Genomic DNA, 15,472 nt, shown 5'->3' with positions numbered 1-15,472 from the left:
CTGGAGCCATGCGCGTTCTTCTCGCCGGCGGAGCCGGATATGTCGGAACCCACACGGCCATTGCTCTCCTCGAGGCTGGTCACGAGCCCGTCATGCTCGACGATCTCTCGAACACGAGTCGCGTGGTGACCGACCGCGTCGCCGAGATCACCGGGTCGACGGTTCCGCTCGTCGTCGGTGACGCCGCAGACGACGAGGTCGTCGAGGGAGTCTTCGACGAGCACGGTCCTTTCGAAGCGATCATTCATTTCGCCGCGCTCAAGGCCGTCGGCGAGTCGGTCGAGAAGCCGCTCGCTTACTACGCGAACAATCTCGACACGACCTATGCGCTCCTGCGCGTCGGTCTCGCGAAGGGGATCCGCTCCTTCGTGTTCTCGTCGACCGGCACGGTGTACTCGGATCCCGCCGATCTGCCGTTCACGGAGGAAGCGACGCGCAATCTTGTCGAACTCTCGAACCCGTACTCGAAGTCGAAGCTCATGAACGAGACGGTCCTCGCCGACGTGCAGAAGGCGAATCCCGAGGTCAACGTCACCCTGCTGCGTTACTTCAACCCGGTCGGCGCGCACGCGTCGGGCCTCGTCGGGGAAGACCCGAAGGGGATCCCGAACAACCTCATGCCGTTCGTCGCGCGCGTCGCGGTCGGTTCTCTGCCCGAGATCGGCATCTTCGGTGACGACTATGACACCCCGGACGGAACGGGGCAGCGCGACTACATCCACGTCGTCGACCTCGCCGAGGGGCACGTCAAGGCTCTCGAGAACGCAGCGCCGGGTCTCGCGTCCTACAACCTCGGCACGGGCAACCCCGTGAGCGTGCGCGAGCTGATCGCGTCGTTCGAGAAGGCAGCGGGCACTGAGCTGCCGAAGTCGGTGAAGCCCCGTCGTGCGGGCGACCTCGCTGCGACGTACTGCACGCCCGCGAAGGCCGAGCGCGAGCTCGGGTGGAAGGCGACGCGCACGATCGACGACATGACGCGCGACGTCTGGAACTGGCAGCAGAAGAACCCCGGCGGCTACGAGGGCTGACTCCGGCGCTCGTCCTCCCACACAACGCAGTCGATTCGTCGGCTTGCGTGTCCTGGTGGGCTGATCGGCGAAGCCAGAGCCCGGATTGACTGCGTTGTGATGCGCGGGGCGGAGGGCGAGACGGTGCGCCCGCGTCAGGTCTGATCCCGCGGCGGGCGCAGCTCGAGTTCGTCGAGAATTCGCGCGAGGCGGCCGCGCTGTTCGTCATCGAGGCCGCGGAGCGGGCGGGGGAGGCACGAGCGCGTCGCCCAGCGCAGGTGCTCGGCGATGGCCGCCATGACGCGCAGCCCGCCACCTGCCTCGGCGAACAGATCCCAGAGCGGGCGCAGGCGCTCAGACTCGGCGCGCGCAGCCGCGTGGTCGCCTGCCTGTGCCGCCCGCACGAGGCGCAGAGCGGGATCCGGAAGGGTTCCGGCGAGCACGGAGAACCACGCGTCGCAGCCGGCCTCGAGGCCGGCGGCCGCGAACGCGTCGCCGGAGATGCCGATCGTCACGCGCGCGGGGATCCGGGAGCGGATCGCCGCGATCCGCGCGCGTGCCTCCTGCGGATCCGTCGTGCTCCCGGGGATCTTGATCGACGCGATGCCGGGCAGCTCGGCGACGCGTTCGTACATCTCGAGAGAGAAGGCGAATCCTGTCGTGCGCGGGTTGTCGTAGACGACGATCGGCAGCTCGGTCGCCCGGGCGACGTCCTGATACAGCCCGAAGACCTCGTCGTCGGTCAGCGGCTGATACGAGACAGGTGCGACGAGGAGGCCTGCGACCCCGGCGCGCTCCGCGTCGTCGGCGTGTGCGAGGACATCTGACGTGCGCAGTGAGCCGACGCCTGCGAGTACGGGGACGGTGCCTGCCTCGTCGACGGCGATGCGGAGCACCCGTGCACGCTCGGCACGTGACAGGTAGACATACGAGCCGGTGGAGCCGAGAGCGGTGATCGAATCGACGCCGCTGCTCGAGAGGCGGCCGATCTGCGCCGCGAATGCGTGCTCGTCGATCTCGTCGTCGACAAGCGGAGTGAGGGGAAACGCGCTGAGGCCCGTGAGCGGCATGAGCTCAGAGTACGCGTCACCAGATGGCGAGATGCACGGCGGCCGCCGCGATGCACGCCCAGCCGAGGCTTGCGAGGGTGCCGATGATGAATCTCTCTCGCGCTTCGGGGGTGCCGAGCTCGGTGAAGCGGGCGATCCCCTTGATCGCGACGACGACAGCGATCGCTTCGGGATATCCGACGAGGATGGCGAGAGCCGCGGCCGCTCGCTCGAGGTATCCGATCGTCACGCCGCCGCGCATGACCTCGGGCAGCATCTGGGGTTCGGGAGGCGTCGCGCGCAGCAGGATCCCGCCGTGCTCGCCCTCGCGGACTCGGTCGTCGGAAGCGAGGTCGAGCACGCGCCGGGCGGCAGGGTCCCCGCCGAGCACGGCGACGGTCGTGCCGACGACGGCGAGTGCTGCCGCGAAGGGCAGGGGCGCAGAGACGGGGGAGATCGCCGCAGCCAGGAGGCACAGGGTGAGGAAGATCGCCGCCGCGAGCAGCGGGCCCGATGCCGGGCGACGATGCCGGAGCAGCACCAGGACGAGCGCCGCGACGAAGGCCGCGAGCAGCACGGCACCGTACACCGTGCGGGCGACCAGCTCGGGGGCGAACATGTCGTCAGTCTGTCACGCACCTCCGACATCCCCATCGGGGTGTGCGTGACAGCATCAGTCGGGATCCAGAGCTTCGAGGATCCGTGTCAGGGCGGGAACCGCCGCCTCCTCGGTGCGGAGCGCAGCCGTGCTCACGCGGCGGCTGACGGCCCCCTCGCTGATGCCGATGCGCTCGGCGGCCTCGCGCTGGGTGATGCCGCCCACGAGCAGATCGTGCACTTCCCAGCCCTCGTCGGTGCGTCTGTCGCGCAGCTCGACGAGCAGACGAACGAGGGCCTCGGCGTCGCCGGCGCCCTCACCGGAGATCGCGATGCGGGAGGGTGCCTTCTTCGCGCGATCGACAGCGTCGCGTGCGCGCACGAACGCCGCTCCGCGCGCCGCGCGCACCTCTCTCGGCAGCGGGGCCTCCACATCTCCCACGCCCAGCCCGACGCTCCAGGTCTCGGCACGTGTCAGGGCGAGGATGACTGCGAGGGCCGACGCTGCCGACGTGATCGCCGCCTGGATCTCGTCGCCAGCCGTGCGCTCAGGGGGAAGCGCGAGCCCGTCTGCGGCCGCCCGCTCCACGGTGGCGATGCCTGCGGGGACGAGGTCGGCGCCGGTCTGGCTGTCGCGCTGGTCTGCTGTCACGATGAACATCGCTCTCCTTGCGTTTGAGAGTGCAAGCAAGGATGAGTTTAATCTGCATCATCAATTCTTGCCAGTGTGCACCTCGGGTGTCATGGCCGAATCGACTGTGCATAGATAGTGCACTATCCTGCACTGTATGGATGATGCCTCCCACCAGCTCGCCCAGGCGATCGGATTCCGCATCCGCGCCGCCCGCCGATCGCGCGGCTGGACCCTCGACCAGTTCGCCGAGGCCTCCGGGGTGAGCAGGCGCATGATCGTGAACGTCGAGAAGGGCGAGGCGAGCCCAGGGATCGCGATCCTGCTGAGCCTCAGCGACGCCCTCGGACTCGGGCTCCCCGCCCTCGTCGAGCCGCCGCAGGCCGCGCGGGCGAAGGTCACCCGCTCGGGCGACGGTGCCGTTCTCTGGCGCGGCGACCGCGGCGGAGAGGGGATCCTCGTCGCCGGCACACAGCCGCCCGACGTCGTCGAGCTCTGGGACTGGACCCTCGCGCCCGGCGAGCGCCACGACAGTGAGCCGCACGCCGCCGGCACCAAGGAGCTGCTGCAGGTGCAGTCGGGCTCGATGCGCGTCGACGTTGCGGGGGAGGGGTACGCGCTCGCCGCGGGCGATGCGCTCGCCTTCGACGGCGACGCTCCGCACGCCTACGTCAGCGACGCGGGCGCCCGCTTCATCCTCACGGTGTTCGAGCCGGGGGTCGGTGAATGAGGCTGCCCGCCTGGTCGCTCGCCGTCGGCGCGATGCTCTCGGTGCAGCTCGGGGCATCGCTGTCGATCGGCCTCATCGCCGCGATCGGCCCCGGCGGTACCGCGTGGCTGCGGCTGGCGTTCGGAGCCGTCATCTTTCTCCTCATCGCCCGCCCGCCGCTGCGGAAGGTGCGCCGGCGCGACGTGCCGATCATCGTCGGCCTCGGCTTCACGCAGGGCCTGCAGACCGTGACATTCCTCGCCGCGATCGAGCGGATCCCGCTCGGCACGGCGGTCGCGATCGAGTTCCTCGGCCCGCTCACGGTGGCCGCACTCGCGAGCCGAAGCCTGCGGAAGGCCGTGTGGCCCGCCGTCGCGCTCGTCGGGGTCGTCGTCATGAATGAACCGTGGGGCGGATCCGTCGACCTCGTCGGCGTCGGGCTCGCGTTCGTCGCGGCGGCTGGGTGGGGTGCTTACGTCGTGCTCATGCAGAAGGTCGGTGATCGGTTCGCGGGGGTCGGTGCACTGTCGCTCACCGTGCCGATCGCCGCGATCCTCGTCGCCGTCGTCGGCGTGCCGCAGGCGATCGGATCCCTCGAGCCGATCCATCTGCTCGTCGCGGCCGGTCTCGCCGTGCTGCTTCCGGTGATCCCGTGGGCGTTCGAGATGCTCGCGCTGCGGCGCATGAACGCGACAGCCTTCGGCACCCTCATGTCGATTGAGCCCGCGTTCGGGCTCCTGCTCGGCTTCGCCGTGCTGCACCAGGTGCCGAACGCCCTGCAGGTCTTCGGCATCGCCCTCGTGATCGTCGCCGGGGCGATGGCTCAGCGCGACGGCGGACGCGAGAACCTCGACGCCGAACCCGAGGGCGCGGCCGCGCGGGCGGGCTGAGCGCTCAGTAGGTCGCGAGCAGGACGGTGGTGATCCCTCCGCTCGACTCCTCGATGATGTCCACATTCTCGGGGTCGATACCCGCCAGCATGCCCTCGATCGTGTGCGTCGTCGGGGCGATGTCGGCGGTGCACGCATCGGCGTCGGGCGCGACGAGCGTCAGCGTCGGGACCTCGTCGATGACGGTCGGCTCCGTGAAGGTGGGAACGCACGAAGAGCTGCCCCACGTGACGATGCGCAGGTCGCCGTCACCGGCGTCGAGTGCCACGAGCGTGGGGTCGGTCACGTCGTCGGCCGGCGTGTATCCCGCGGGCAGGCCCGGTTCTGTCGATCCCGCGGGATCCGGCTGCCCGGAGCAGGCTGTCAGCGCGAGCAGGGCGCAGGCGGCGACCATGGGCGCGGCGCGGCGCGCTTGCAGGAGGCGATTCGACATGATCGCGATTCTGGCACGTCGTCTCGCCGCGCGAGGCGATGTCTCGGGTGATCGGATCCCGGGCATCGATCTCCTTCCGGACCCTGCGTGCGAGAGTGCCGGTTGACGGCGATCGCGATGCGGGTCTAGATTGCTAGCATGACAGGAAGCGACAAGGTGCAGTTCAATGTGTACCTCCCGCGCGACCTCGTGCGCGAGGTCAAGCATCGGGCGATCGACGAGGGTTCGAGCCTGTCGGCCCTCGTCGAGCGCGTGCTGCGCGCCGAGATCGAAGGGGGTGCCGAATGACCTCGATCCAGCAGATCCTCTACGCCCGCGACGCCTCCGCGTGGCACGCCGCCGCGGGTGCGCTGGGGCTCGAGGCGCCGCATCCACCGGCGCCCGAGTGGGGCGAGTTCCACGGGCGCGGATCGCTCGCGATCCATCCCGAGACGCCGGGGCATCCCGCCGGATCCGTCGACCTGCATCTGCTCGTCGACGACCTCGACGAGGCGGAGCGGGCGCTTGCGTCGTTCGGCGTCGAGCGGACGACGATGGCGGGTGTCGGCGAGATGCTCACGGTCTCGCATGGAGTCGAGATCACGGTGAGCATCGGGTCCGCGGCGAACCGCGACGGCGCGCTCGCGGTACAGCCGATCTGGTTCACGCCCGAGATAGAGACGCCGCGCCGGATCCTCGAGGCCCTCGGGCTGCGTCCGACGATCGCATCGGACCGGGGCGGCTGGATCGAGCTCGAGGCAGACGGCGGTGGCCTCGTCGGGCTGCATCGCGGCGACGAGCCACGCGTCGGCCTGTCGTTCCTCTGGGCGGACGTCGAGGGCCTCGCTGAGCGGCTTCGCGCCGCGGGGTATGACGCGGCGGTCGTCGGCGAGGCCTTCGGCCGCTCGGTGCGGTTCCCGAACCCCGACGGCGGTGACGAGGTGTGGATCAACGGCACCCAGGACGACCTGTACGGCTACCGCCGCGAGGGGTGAACTGCCGGGCGACGCCAATTCTGAGGTGGCTGCTTGGGGCACCCGCGGGATTCCGCGGATCCTGCCCGGCGCCGCGCAGAATTGGCGTCGTTGTGTATCCCGAGGTGGCGCGCTGAGTCGGCGGGGGAGGATCCTCCGTGCGCCTGGCGCTGCGGCCCGATCGCCGGAGAATGACCCATTCGACGGAGCGAAGCGACCAGTCTGATCCGTCGAATCGGCGAATCTCCGTCGGATCGGGCGGCTACGCCTCGGCGACGATCTCGACTTTGAAGCCCGCGGCATTCTCGAGCCATGCCTGCTCGAAGGCGAACCCAAATCGTTCGAGCAGCCAGCCCCAGGAATCCCGCGCGGCGGAGATGTCGTCGACCCACAGCTCGACGTGATGGAAGCCCGGCATCGTCGTCACCTCGCTCGGGATCCGCCGCGGCGCGCGGCAAGGTACTCGGGGGGCATGCCGGGGCCGATGCGGACCGCGACCTCGCCGGCGGGTACGACGCCGCAGCTGTCGCAGTGCGCCTTCGCATGGACGGGGCTGTCGCACGCGGAATGGCGATAGAGGATCGGCGGCGGAACGGGGGACGCCCACTCATCGCCCCATTCCGTCAGTGCGATGAGCGCCACAGCGAGCGAACGGCCTTTCGGCGTGAGTGCGTACTCGGATCCGTCCTGGCGCTCCATGATCCCGCTGGTTACGAACGACTCCAGTCGTGATGCGAGAACGTTTGTCGCGATGCCGAGGTTGTGCTGGAAGTTGCCGAACCTCGCCACGCCCGCAAAGACCGCGTCGCGCAGGATGAGCAGGCTCCATCGTTCGCCGACGAGTTCGAGCGAGCGTGCGATCGAGCAGACCTGGGTGTCGTACGTCCTTCCGAGCATGATCGAAATCTATCACTTGTGTGATGCAACTACCCGTGAGTACTGTTGCTTGCGTCACGAAAGCCCCCGCAGGGGCGGGGCAAGAAGAGGAGAGGGTCATGTCCGAGAACTTCGCCACGACGATCATGACGACGGCGACGGCGCAGGAGTCATTCGCCGCGATCAACGACGTCTCCGCCTGGTGGGGGCGGATCACGGGAACGACCGCCGCGGTCGGCGACGAGTTCGTCTACGTCGTCCCGGGGCTGCACTACAGCGGATTCCGCGTCGCCGCCCTCGAGCCGGGGCGCCGTGTGGAGTGGCTCGTCACGGGCAGCTATCTCGACTTCGTCGAGGATCACCAGGAGTGGAATGGAAGTACCGTGCGCTTCGAGATCGACGAGGTCGCTGCTGGAGGGGCGTCAATCCGGTTCACGCACGACGGGCTGACGGAGGCCGACGAGTGCTACGACACGTGCGCCAACGGCTGGGCGATGTTTATCAACGGGAGCCTCAAGTCCCTCCTCGACACGGGGCGCGGCGCCCCGTTCACCTTCGACGGTTCGGAAGCGCTCACGACGGACGAGCACGAGGCGCTGCATCGTCACTCCCAGGAGGGTGCTGCGGCCGCGCGGAGTGCGGACTGACGCGGAAGGTCTCGGCGTGGTGTGTCCGAGGATGTGGGTAGCCGTGATGCGGCCACCGACGGTTCGTCAATCGAGCACCACGCGGTTGTTGTTCGGGCCCCGCCCGCGCTACTGTGGTCAGACCACATGCGTAAGGGGGCGGGATGGCCGAGACGAAGGCCTGGCGCGTCGTGCTCGAGCACGTCGAGCGCCGCCTGCGCGACGGATCCCTCGGGCCCGGAGATCGCCTGCCCGGCGAGCGCGACCTCGCCACCCAGCTCGGTGTCGGGCGCTCGAGCGTGCGCGAGGCGCTGCGTGTCCTTGAGGTCATGGGCGTCCTTCACACGGCGACCGGATCCGGGCCCCGCGCGGGCGCCGTCATCACGACCGCCGCGGGATCGGGCGTCGCCCAGGTTCTGGGTCTGCAGGCCGCGGCGCAGGCGTTCGCCTTCGAAGACATCGTCGAGACGCGCCTCGTGATCGAGAGCGCCGTGGCGACCTCGCTCGCCGCATCCCGCGCGGACATCGAGAGCGGATCCGAGCTCCTCGACGCCATGGACGATCCGGATCTCATGCGCGACGACTTCCTCGCGCTCGATGCGCGGTTCCACGGCCTGCTCGCCGAGGCGACCGGCAACGCCGTCTTCGGCACGATCATGACGGGTCTGCGTGCGGCGATCGAGGCGTACGTGCAGCACGGGGCGCACGCGATCGATGACTGGGGCGCCATGCGCGAGAAGCTGCAGGCCGAGCACCGCGCGGTGCTCGCCGCGATCGCCGCGGGCGATGCGACGGCGGCGCGCGCCCGGATCCACGACCACATCAGCGAGTACTACGACGCGACGCGTTCGACCGCGTGACGCAGAAGGAGAACAGCATGGTTCAGCGACAGATCCCGAACCCGGCCGACGTGCTGGAGTTCCTCAAGATCAAGATGCCTGAGTTCGGCAAGGACGCCCGCCTGAAGAAGGCGCTCACGGTGTACGACCTGCGCCGCATCGCGAAGCGCCGCACGCCCGCCGCGGCGTTCGACTACACCGACGGGGCAGCGGACTACGAGCTGTCGATCCAGAGGGCGCGGCAGGCGTTCGAGGATATCGAGTTCCACCCCGACGTCCTCACCCCGGCCGAGAACGTCGACACGACGACCGAGATCCTCGGCGGATCCTCCGCGCTGCCCTTCGGCATCGCGCCGACCGGATTCACGCGCCTCATGCAGACGGAGGGCGAGACGGCGGGCGCGGGCGCCGCCGGCGCCGCGGGGATCCCCTTCACGCTCTCGACTCTCGGGACCACGTCGATCGAGGACGTCAAGAAGGCGAACCCCGACGGGCGCAACTGGTTCCAGCTGTACGTCATGCGCGACCGCGAGATCTCGTACGGCCTCGTTGAGCGCGCCGCGAAGGCGGGATTCGACACGCTGCAGTTCACGGTCGACACCCCGATCGCCGGCAACCGCATGCGCGATGCCCGCAACGGGTTCTCGATCCCGCCGCAGCTGTCTCTCGGCACGATCGCGAACGCGATCCCGCGCCCGTGGTGGTGGATCGACTTCCTCACGACGCCAAAGCTCGAGTTCGCCTCGCTGTCGTCGACGGGTGGCACGGTCGGTGACCTGCTGAACTCGGCGATGGATCCGACGATCAGCTACGACGATCTCGCGACGATCCGCGATCTGTGGCCCGGCAAGATCGTCGTCAAGGGCGTGCAGAATGTTCCCGACGCGGCGAAGCTCATCGACCTGGGCGTCGACGGCATCATCCTGTCGAACCACGGCGGCCGCCAGCTCGACCGCGCGCCGATCCCGTTCCGGCTGCTTCCTCAGGTCGTCAAGGAGGTCGGGCAGGATGCGACTGTCATGGTCGACACGGGCATCATGAACGGTCAGGACATCGTGGCGTCGATGGCGCTCGGTGCGAAGTTCACGCTCGTCGGTCGCGCGTACCTGTACGGGCTCATGGCGGGCGGACGCGAGGGCGTCGACCGGATGATCCAGATCCTCTCGAGCGAAATCCGCCGCACGATGGCGCTGCTCGGCGTCTCGTCGATCGAGGAACTCGAGCCCCGCCACGTCACGCAGCTCACCCGCCTGGTCCCGGTCGGGGAGTGAGGCGACTCCTCATTTCTCCAGCAGGTCCACAAGTCTTCGCCGATTCCGCTGCAATTCGCGACGGACTCGGTGAAGACTTGTGGATCCGGGTTGAGGTCGCCCTGTGCGACGCGCGCGGGGCGGCCTCGGTTCGACGGGGGTTCTCGGATCGGATAGACTTATCTGGTTGCCACGGGGTGTGGCGCAGCTTGGTAGCGCGCCTCGTTCGGGACGAGGAGGTCGCAGGTTCAAATCCTGTCACCCCGACGTGTGATGTCTTACGACATCGGTAACAGAATCCCCCTCCTTTGGGAGGGGGATTCTTCGTTTTCGGGATCCACCCTTGCGGGCGCCCTCGGATCCTCGCCCGTCTGGGCACACGAGAGTGCACCTGCGGTTCACTGCGCGGTCCCCGTTCCGTTCACGTGTCCTCTATAGCGTCGCGGCATACCCTCACGCCACGCCCAGAGTCGCGCGCTGTGCGATCCGTCGGACGCGCCTGGGCACACTCCGCTTCGTCTGTGATCGCGCCGCGCTCTGTGTGCGTCGTGACACGACGAGAAGGAGAACGATGACGAATTCCAAGCGCGCCGCGCGGATGACGGGAGCGGGGGCTCTTGCTCTCGCCCTCGTATCCGCGGGGCTGGTGAGTACGACGCATACGTCGGCCTCCGCCATCGAGACCGGAGTCGGCGACCCCCGACACGTGCTGATCGAGAGCGCGCACGCGACGGGAAAGACCGCTGTGATTGAAGCGAGCGAGCGTCCGGTGACGAGCCGCACCATCGCGACCGAGCCCGCCGAGGTCGTGGCGCAGGCGGTGACGATCTACCCGGTCGACGGTGTTGACGACGAGTTCGTGCTCGCGAACGCTGAGGGAGACGTTCTCGCGCTGGCGAGCGAGGACGGTGGCTTGGAGCTTCTCGACGTCGAGCCCGACGCGGCCGCGGGGGATCCGCTCGCGACGTGGAGTCTCCCGACGCGAGACGACCGCATCATGGTCGTGAACGGCGGATCCGCTCTCAACCTCTTCGGATGGAGCACCGCCGACGGCGCCGAGATCGGCACATGGGCCCCGGGGGATTTCGGCAACAACGAGTCGTGGATCCTGCACGAACTGCAGGGCGATGCGGACGCGATCGGCGAGCTCGTCGCACCGGGAGCGGTACCCGCGATGCCCGATTCGGTCACGGCCCGCTACAGCTGGGGACCGAGTGCCGAGCTCTCCGACATCGCGTGGGACATGCCCGCGGACGAGGTGTGGCAGCAGGACGGCGTCGTTGAGTTCAGCGGCAGCGCCCAGGGGATGTTCGGCGACAAGGTCGAGATCGATGCCCGCTTCACGGTCGGCACGGTCGGAGACGCGATCGAGCAGACCATGACGAGCTACGCGGGCGCGCGCGTTGCGACGCTCAAGCAGAACGCGCCCCGAACCGTCGACCGCACGGTGAGCGGATCCGACATCACCGTCACCGCGGATGTGCGCTGGGACTGGGACGCCGTCGCGCCCGAGGATCTTGAGCACGTGGGAGACATCGTTGTGCCGGGCGTCGAGGATCTCGGGTTCGCCGCGGCTCTGCGCATCACGCTCGAGACGCCCGTCGAGACGAATCAGCTGCTCTCGGGCGCGCGCACGTGGCAGCTGCATGTGAACGGCGACACCGACCTCGGCGACCTCACCAACGGCGACCACGACGCCGAGGCGTTCAGTGACTGGCGCTCGGGCGGCGCTACGAATCGCGTGAACCCGAACTGGGTCGCGTACTACTTCGATCGCCCTCGCGATCTCACCCGCGCGGCGATCTTCGAGCCCGTGGAGGCCGACAATGTCGGCGCCGTCACGTTCCAGTACCGAAACATGCTCGGCGGCTGGGAAGACGTCTCGGCGGGCCGCATCGTGAACGACGGCGGGCGTCTGGCGATCGATGTCGAGTTCGAGCGCGTCACGGCGACCGGCTTCCGAGCCGTCATCGAGAACAAGACGGATGCCACTTGGATGAGCCTGTCCGAGATCGAGGCGTGGGGACCGGGCCTGTGATCCGCGCGCCGTACGAGACCAGTCGAGGATTCATGAAGACCCTGAAGAAGCCTGTCGCGCTGCTCGGCGCCGCCGTCACGGTGGGAGCGCTGACTGTGCCGATCGCGATCGATACCGCACCGGCGCAGGCTGCGGCGGATACCGGATCCCGATTCACGGTCGCGGTCCTTCCCGACACGCAGTTCTACTCGCGTTACTCGGCCGAGCAATTCGTTCCGCGCTACGGGACCGATCCGTTCGAGACGCAGACGCAGTGGATCGCCGACAATGCAGACGAGCTGAACATCGCGTTCACGACGCACATCGGCGACGTCGTGGACCAGGAATGGGTCGGCGGCGAATGGGAGGCCGCCGACCGTGCCATGAGCGTGCTCGAAGACGCCGGCCAGCCGTATTCGGTCCTCCCCGGAAACCACGATGTGTCGAACATGGGTTCGCGCGAGGGAGAGGCGATCGCGGGAAACTACCTCGCGCACTTCCCCGAGAGCCGCCTGGCGGAGAGCGACACGTTCGTCTCGGCGCACCAGAACGGGTATTCCAGCGCGCACGTGTTCGAGGCCGAGGGGCAGGAGTTCCTCGTGCTTGCGATCGGGTGGAATGCGAGCCAGGACACGTGGGCGTGGGCCCAGTCGGTTCTCGACGAGCACCCGACGCTGCCGACGATTCTCACCTCGCACGCCATCATCGACGTCGACAAGAACACGGGCGACGCGGCCGACTTCTGGTTCGGGCAGGAGATGTGGGAGGAACTCATCCGCTCCAACGACCAGATCTTCGTCACGCTCAACGGGCACTTCCATGGCCAGACGCGGCGCGTGCTCGTCAACGATGCCGGCCACGACGTGCATCAGATCCTCACCGACTGGCAGATGGCGGCTGACGGCGGCAACGGCATGATGAACGTGATGGAGTTCGACCTCGAGAACGATCGGATCGACTTCGCGACCGTCTCACCGTGGGTTCCCCGGAAGGACCCGGAGACGCTCTCCTTCGACGACCATCCGGTCGCGACGGATCCGGGAGCCGATTTCACGATCGACATCGACTTCGCGGAGCGCTTCGCCTTCGCCGATGGCTTCGGGCCGGGCGATGGCGAATACGGCGATCTGTCGGAGCGCGCGAAGGAGCTCGTGCTCGACGGTTGGGAAGGCGGCGAGGGCGGCAGCGTGCTGCAGACCGCGGGCAGCCGCGACGACTACGTCGACGTGCCCGGCACCGTCGCTCACTGGCGATTCGGTGACCAGGCGGAGGGTGTGTTGGCCGAAGGCACCGAGATCACCGACGAGACGGGCGAGAACCCCATGTACCGTCTGCCCGTCGACCAATTCGACGCGCCGGCCGAGGTCGAGGACGTCACGATCACGCACGATGCGGTGTCGGGGTTCTCGGCTGACGGCGGCGCGGTGTGCTTCGCGAACGCATCGCGCGACACGGGGCGCTTGAACTACCTCACGACCGAGTACGAGGTGCCCGTCACCCACGAGGACTTCGCGGACGGATACACCGTCGAGTCGTTCGTCTTCCTCTCTGATGAGTGGACGGTCGAGGACAACGAATGGGGCGGATGGCTCAGCCGCACGGGGCGTCGTTCGGCGCTCCCTGTCTCCTGGGAGCGGTACGACTACGAGATGGGCCCGGCGTTCTTCTCGGTGTCGAATCTCCGGGAGTTCCAGTGGGCGACCACGAACGGCGAGCCGTGGCGGGGGACGAACTCGCTCTGGTCCGGCGAGATCATGACGGGCACGTGGTACCACGTCGCCGCGGTCAACGACCCCGCAGCGAACACGACGACTATGTATGTCGACGGCGTCCCGGTCCTCCGCAACGCGACGGATCTCAACGGCATGACGTTCGCCCCCGGCTATCCGTGGGTGATCGGAACCGTGTTCAACCACGACGAGGCGTCGAACGGCTGGAACGGCTGCGTGGGGGAGACGCGAATCGTCGACCGTGCGCTCGACACGACCGAGCTGCTGTTCAACCGCGTCGATATCGACGGCGACTTCTCCGTCGCCACGCCGGAGGACGGTGCCGCGTCGGTCACCGAGCTCACGGGGACCGGCCTGCCCGGCACCGAGGTGCGCATCGCGCGCGGGGAGGCCTCGGGGGCTTCGGGCTCCGGCCTCGTGATGACGGCCGCGGCTACGGCTGATTCTGCGACTGTCGCGGACGACGGCACATGGCGCATCGAGCTCGCGCAGCCGATCACATCGCCGGGTCAGCATGAGCTCCGAGTGATTCCGAGCATCGGGACGCGCGATGGTCAGGCGGCGACGGTTTCCTTCACGGTGACCGATACGGGCGAGACGCCTCCGGGAGACGGATCCGACGGATCGGGTGAGTCGGACGGTTCCGGTGAAGGTGAGCCGGGCGACGGATCGGGCGACTCGGGTGATGGTTCGAGCGATGGCTCTGGTCAGCCGGGCGACCCGGGCGATGGATCGGGTGGCGACTCGGGTGGTGGTTCGAGCGATGGCTCTGGTCAGCCGGGCGACCCGGGCGATGGATCGGGTGGCGACTCGGGTGGTGGTTCGAGCGATGGCTCCGAAGAGCCGGGCAGCGGATCAAGTGATGGTTCTGGTCAGCCGGGCAACCCCGGCGACGGTTCGGGCGATAGCTCCAACGGTTCGGGCGATGGATCCGGGGAATCCGGCGATCGTCCGGGCCAGCCGGGCGATCGTCCGGGCGAGTCGGGCGATCGTCCGGGCGAGTCGGGCGATGGCGCGGGTACGACGGATCCGTCTGCAGACGGCGGCGACGCGCACGATCTGGCGGCGACGGGCGAGGCCGCGGGCATTTGGGCGGCGCTCGTGCTCGGCCTGCTCGCGGTCGGAGGCGGCGTGATCTTCCTCCGCAGGCGTCAGCGGGCGTAAAGGTCCGCACGGGAGGCCTGATCGATCGGTCGGGCCTCCCTGGCGTTCTGCGGCCGCGTTGTGCCCGGGTCGCCGTCGTCCGCGAATACGCTGGGGGCATGGACGTCGAGGCTCAGGTCAAGGACGCGTTGCGGGCCTATGACCGCTCGCTCGTCGAGTACCGCGCCCTGCGCGAGGCGCTCGAGCAGGAGATCCCTCTGCATCTGCGTCAGTGGGGCGTGCCCTACTTCCGTGTCGAGGCGCGCGTGAAGAAGAGGGGATCCTTCGAGGAGAAGGTGCGCAGGGATCCGACGAAACCTGTGATGGACATGGTCGGCGTGCGTGTCATGGCGTTCTTCCGCAATGACCTCGCCCAGGTCGAGAAGATGACCCGGCGCCTGTTCGAAGTGGTCGAGGAGTCGTACATCGACAAGGGCGATCTGCTCGGCGACGAGAGCTTCGGATACCGCAGCGTGCAGTTCGTCGGGCGGACGCGCGGGCAGGGCGTCTTCGCCGACTTTCCGGCGGGGATCCCCGTCGAGGTGCAGATCCGCACGATGCTCGAGCACGTGTGGGCCGAGGTCGAGCACGACTTCCGCTACAAGCCGCAGAGCGAGCCGCCGACGCCCGACATCAACCGACGCTTCGCTCTGACGGCCGCGCTGCTCGAGCAGGCCGACCGGAATCTCGACGACATTCGCCGCGAGCTCGAGGACCGGTAG

17 protein-coding genes and 1 tRNA gene are annotated in these 15,472 nt (G+C 68.5%); 12 read left to right on the top strand and 6 right to left on the bottom strand.

Annotation, left to right across the window (positions count from 1 at the left end; translation table 11 throughout):
* Nucleotides 1-8: 8 nt before the first annotated feature.
* Nucleotides 9-1,028 carry a UDP-glucose 4-epimerase GalE gene (galE, locus tag C0012_RS12450; RefSeq protein ID WP_110590508.1) on the top strand — a complete coding sequence of 340 codons (1,020 nt, stop codon included), beginning with the start codon at nt 9-11 and terminating at the stop codon, nt 1,026-1,028.
* Between the two features lie 134 nt (nt 1,029-1,162).
* Here galE and C0012_RS12445 read toward each other — a convergent pair whose 3' ends face one another.
* The 3 genes from C0012_RS12445 to C0012_RS12435 are packed head-to-tail and all read right to left on the bottom strand — an operon-like array spanning nt 1,163 to nt 3,314.
* Nucleotides 1,163-2,077: a dihydrodipicolinate synthase family protein gene (locus C0012_RS12445; protein ID WP_110590507.1), complete on the bottom strand. Its 915-nt coding sequence runs from the start codon at nt 2,075-2,077 to the stop codon at nt 1,163-1,165.
* A 16-nt stretch (nt 2,078-2,093) separates the two neighbouring features.
* Nucleotides 2,094-2,675 carry a hypothetical protein gene (locus C0012_RS12440; RefSeq protein ID WP_110590506.1) on the bottom strand — a complete coding sequence of 194 codons (582 nt, stop codon included), beginning with the start codon at nt 2,673-2,675 and terminating at the stop codon, nt 2,094-2,096.
* 54 nt (nt 2,676-2,729) lie between these two features.
* Entirely contained in the window at nt 2,730-3,314 is a 585-nt protein-coding gene (locus tag C0012_RS12435) for a winged helix-turn-helix transcriptional regulator (RefSeq protein WP_110590505.1), read from the bottom strand.
* A 127-nt stretch (nt 3,315-3,441) separates the two neighbouring features.
* On the opposite strand from C0012_RS12435, the gene C0012_RS12430 reads away from it, so the two are divergent.
* Together C0012_RS12430 and C0012_RS12425 are read left to right on the top strand one after the other, a co-directional pair.
* Nucleotides 3,442-4,014 carry a helix-turn-helix domain-containing protein gene (locus tag C0012_RS12430; RefSeq protein ID WP_110590504.1) on the top strand — a complete coding sequence of 191 codons (573 nt, stop codon included), beginning with the start codon at nt 3,442-3,444 and terminating at the stop codon, nt 4,012-4,014.
* Nucleotides 4,011-4,883, top strand: a complete 873-nt coding sequence (locus C0012_RS12425; protein ID WP_232527923.1) for an EamA family transporter — start codon at nt 4,011-4,013, stop codon at nt 4,881-4,883. The genes C0012_RS12430 and C0012_RS12425 overlap by 4 nt, the downstream gene beginning before the upstream one ends.
* Before the next feature lie 4 nt (nt 4,884-4,887).
* Here C0012_RS12425 and C0012_RS12420 read toward each other — a convergent pair whose 3' ends face one another.
* Nucleotides 4,888-5,316 carry a hypothetical protein gene (locus C0012_RS12420; RefSeq protein ID WP_110590503.1) on the bottom strand — a complete coding sequence of 143 codons (429 nt, stop codon included), beginning with the start codon at nt 5,314-5,316 and terminating at the stop codon, nt 4,888-4,890.
* A 138-nt stretch (nt 5,317-5,454) separates the two neighbouring features.
* On the opposite strand from C0012_RS12420, the gene C0012_RS12415 reads away from it, so the two are divergent.
* Entirely contained in the window at nt 5,455-5,604 is a 150-nt protein-coding gene (locus C0012_RS12415; RefSeq protein WP_110590502.1) for a ribbon-helix-helix domain-containing protein, read from the top strand.
* Entirely contained in the window at nt 5,601-6,290 is a 690-nt protein-coding gene (locus tag C0012_RS12410; protein WP_110590501.1) for a VOC family protein, read from the top strand. The genes C0012_RS12415 and C0012_RS12410 overlap by 4 nt, the downstream gene beginning before the upstream one ends.
* A gap of 241 nt (nt 6,291-6,531) precedes the next feature.
* Here the strand turns inward: C0012_RS12410 and C0012_RS15485 are convergent, their stop codons facing one another.
* Together C0012_RS15485 and C0012_RS12405 are read right to left on the bottom strand one after the other, a co-directional pair.
* Nucleotides 6,532-6,696, bottom strand: coding sequence for a VOC family protein (locus tag C0012_RS15485; protein ID WP_162622940.1), 165 nt, complete (start codon nt 6,694-6,696; stop codon nt 6,532-6,534).
* On the bottom strand, nt 6,693-7,166 hold the full coding sequence (locus C0012_RS12405; RefSeq protein WP_110590500.1) for a winged helix-turn-helix transcriptional regulator: 474 nt from the start codon (nt 7,164-7,166) through the stop codon (nt 6,693-6,695). Before C0012_RS12405 ends, C0012_RS15485 begins: the two co-directional genes overlap by 4 nt.
* Nucleotides 7,167-7,264: 98 nt before the next feature.
* Here C0012_RS12405 and C0012_RS12400 point away from each other — a divergent pair, with 98 nt between their 5' ends.
* The 7 genes from C0012_RS12400 (at nt 7,265) to C0012_RS12370 (ending at nt 15,472) form a co-directional block, all read left to right on the top strand.
* Nucleotides 7,265-7,792 carry an SRPBCC family protein gene (locus tag C0012_RS12400; RefSeq protein ID WP_198411143.1) on the top strand — a complete coding sequence of 176 codons (528 nt, stop codon included), beginning with the start codon at nt 7,265-7,267 and terminating at the stop codon, nt 7,790-7,792.
* A gap of 143 nt (nt 7,793-7,935) precedes the next feature.
* Entirely contained in the window at nt 7,936-8,631 is a 696-nt protein-coding gene (locus C0012_RS12395; RefSeq protein ID WP_110590499.1) for a FadR/GntR family transcriptional regulator, read from the top strand.
* A gap of 17 nt (nt 8,632-8,648) precedes the next feature.
* Nucleotides 8,649-9,881 carry an alpha-hydroxy acid oxidase gene (locus C0012_RS12390; protein ID WP_110590498.1) on the top strand — a complete coding sequence of 411 codons (1,233 nt, stop codon included), beginning with the start codon at nt 8,649-8,651 and terminating at the stop codon, nt 9,879-9,881.
* A 172-nt stretch (nt 9,882-10,053) separates the two neighbouring features.
* Nucleotides 10,054-10,127 (top strand) — tRNA-Pro (locus C0012_RS12385).
* A gap of 304 nt (nt 10,128-10,431) precedes the next feature.
* On the top strand, nt 10,432-11,898 hold the full coding sequence (locus C0012_RS12380) for an Ig-like domain-containing protein (protein WP_110590497.1): 1,467 nt from the start codon (nt 10,432-10,434) through the stop codon (nt 11,896-11,898).
* A gap of 32 nt (nt 11,899-11,930) precedes the next feature.
* Nucleotides 11,931-14,771, top strand: coding sequence for a LamG-like jellyroll fold domain-containing protein (locus C0012_RS12375; RefSeq protein WP_111466956.1), 2,841 nt, complete (start codon nt 11,931-11,933; stop codon nt 14,769-14,771).
* A 98-nt stretch (nt 14,772-14,869) separates the two neighbouring features.
* Complete coding sequence (locus C0012_RS12370) at nt 14,870-15,472, top strand: GTP pyrophosphokinase (protein WP_110590495.1); 603 nt, start codon at nt 14,870-14,872, stop codon at nt 15,470-15,472.

It is taken from the genome of Microbacterium suaedae (assembly GCF_003254645.1).
GTDB classification, from domain to species: Bacteria; Actinomycetota; Actinomycetes; order Actinomycetales; family Microbacteriaceae; genus Microbacterium; species Microbacterium suaedae.
Note: the sequence above shows the minus strand (reverse complement) of the source record. Positions and strands in the feature narration are given on the sequence as shown.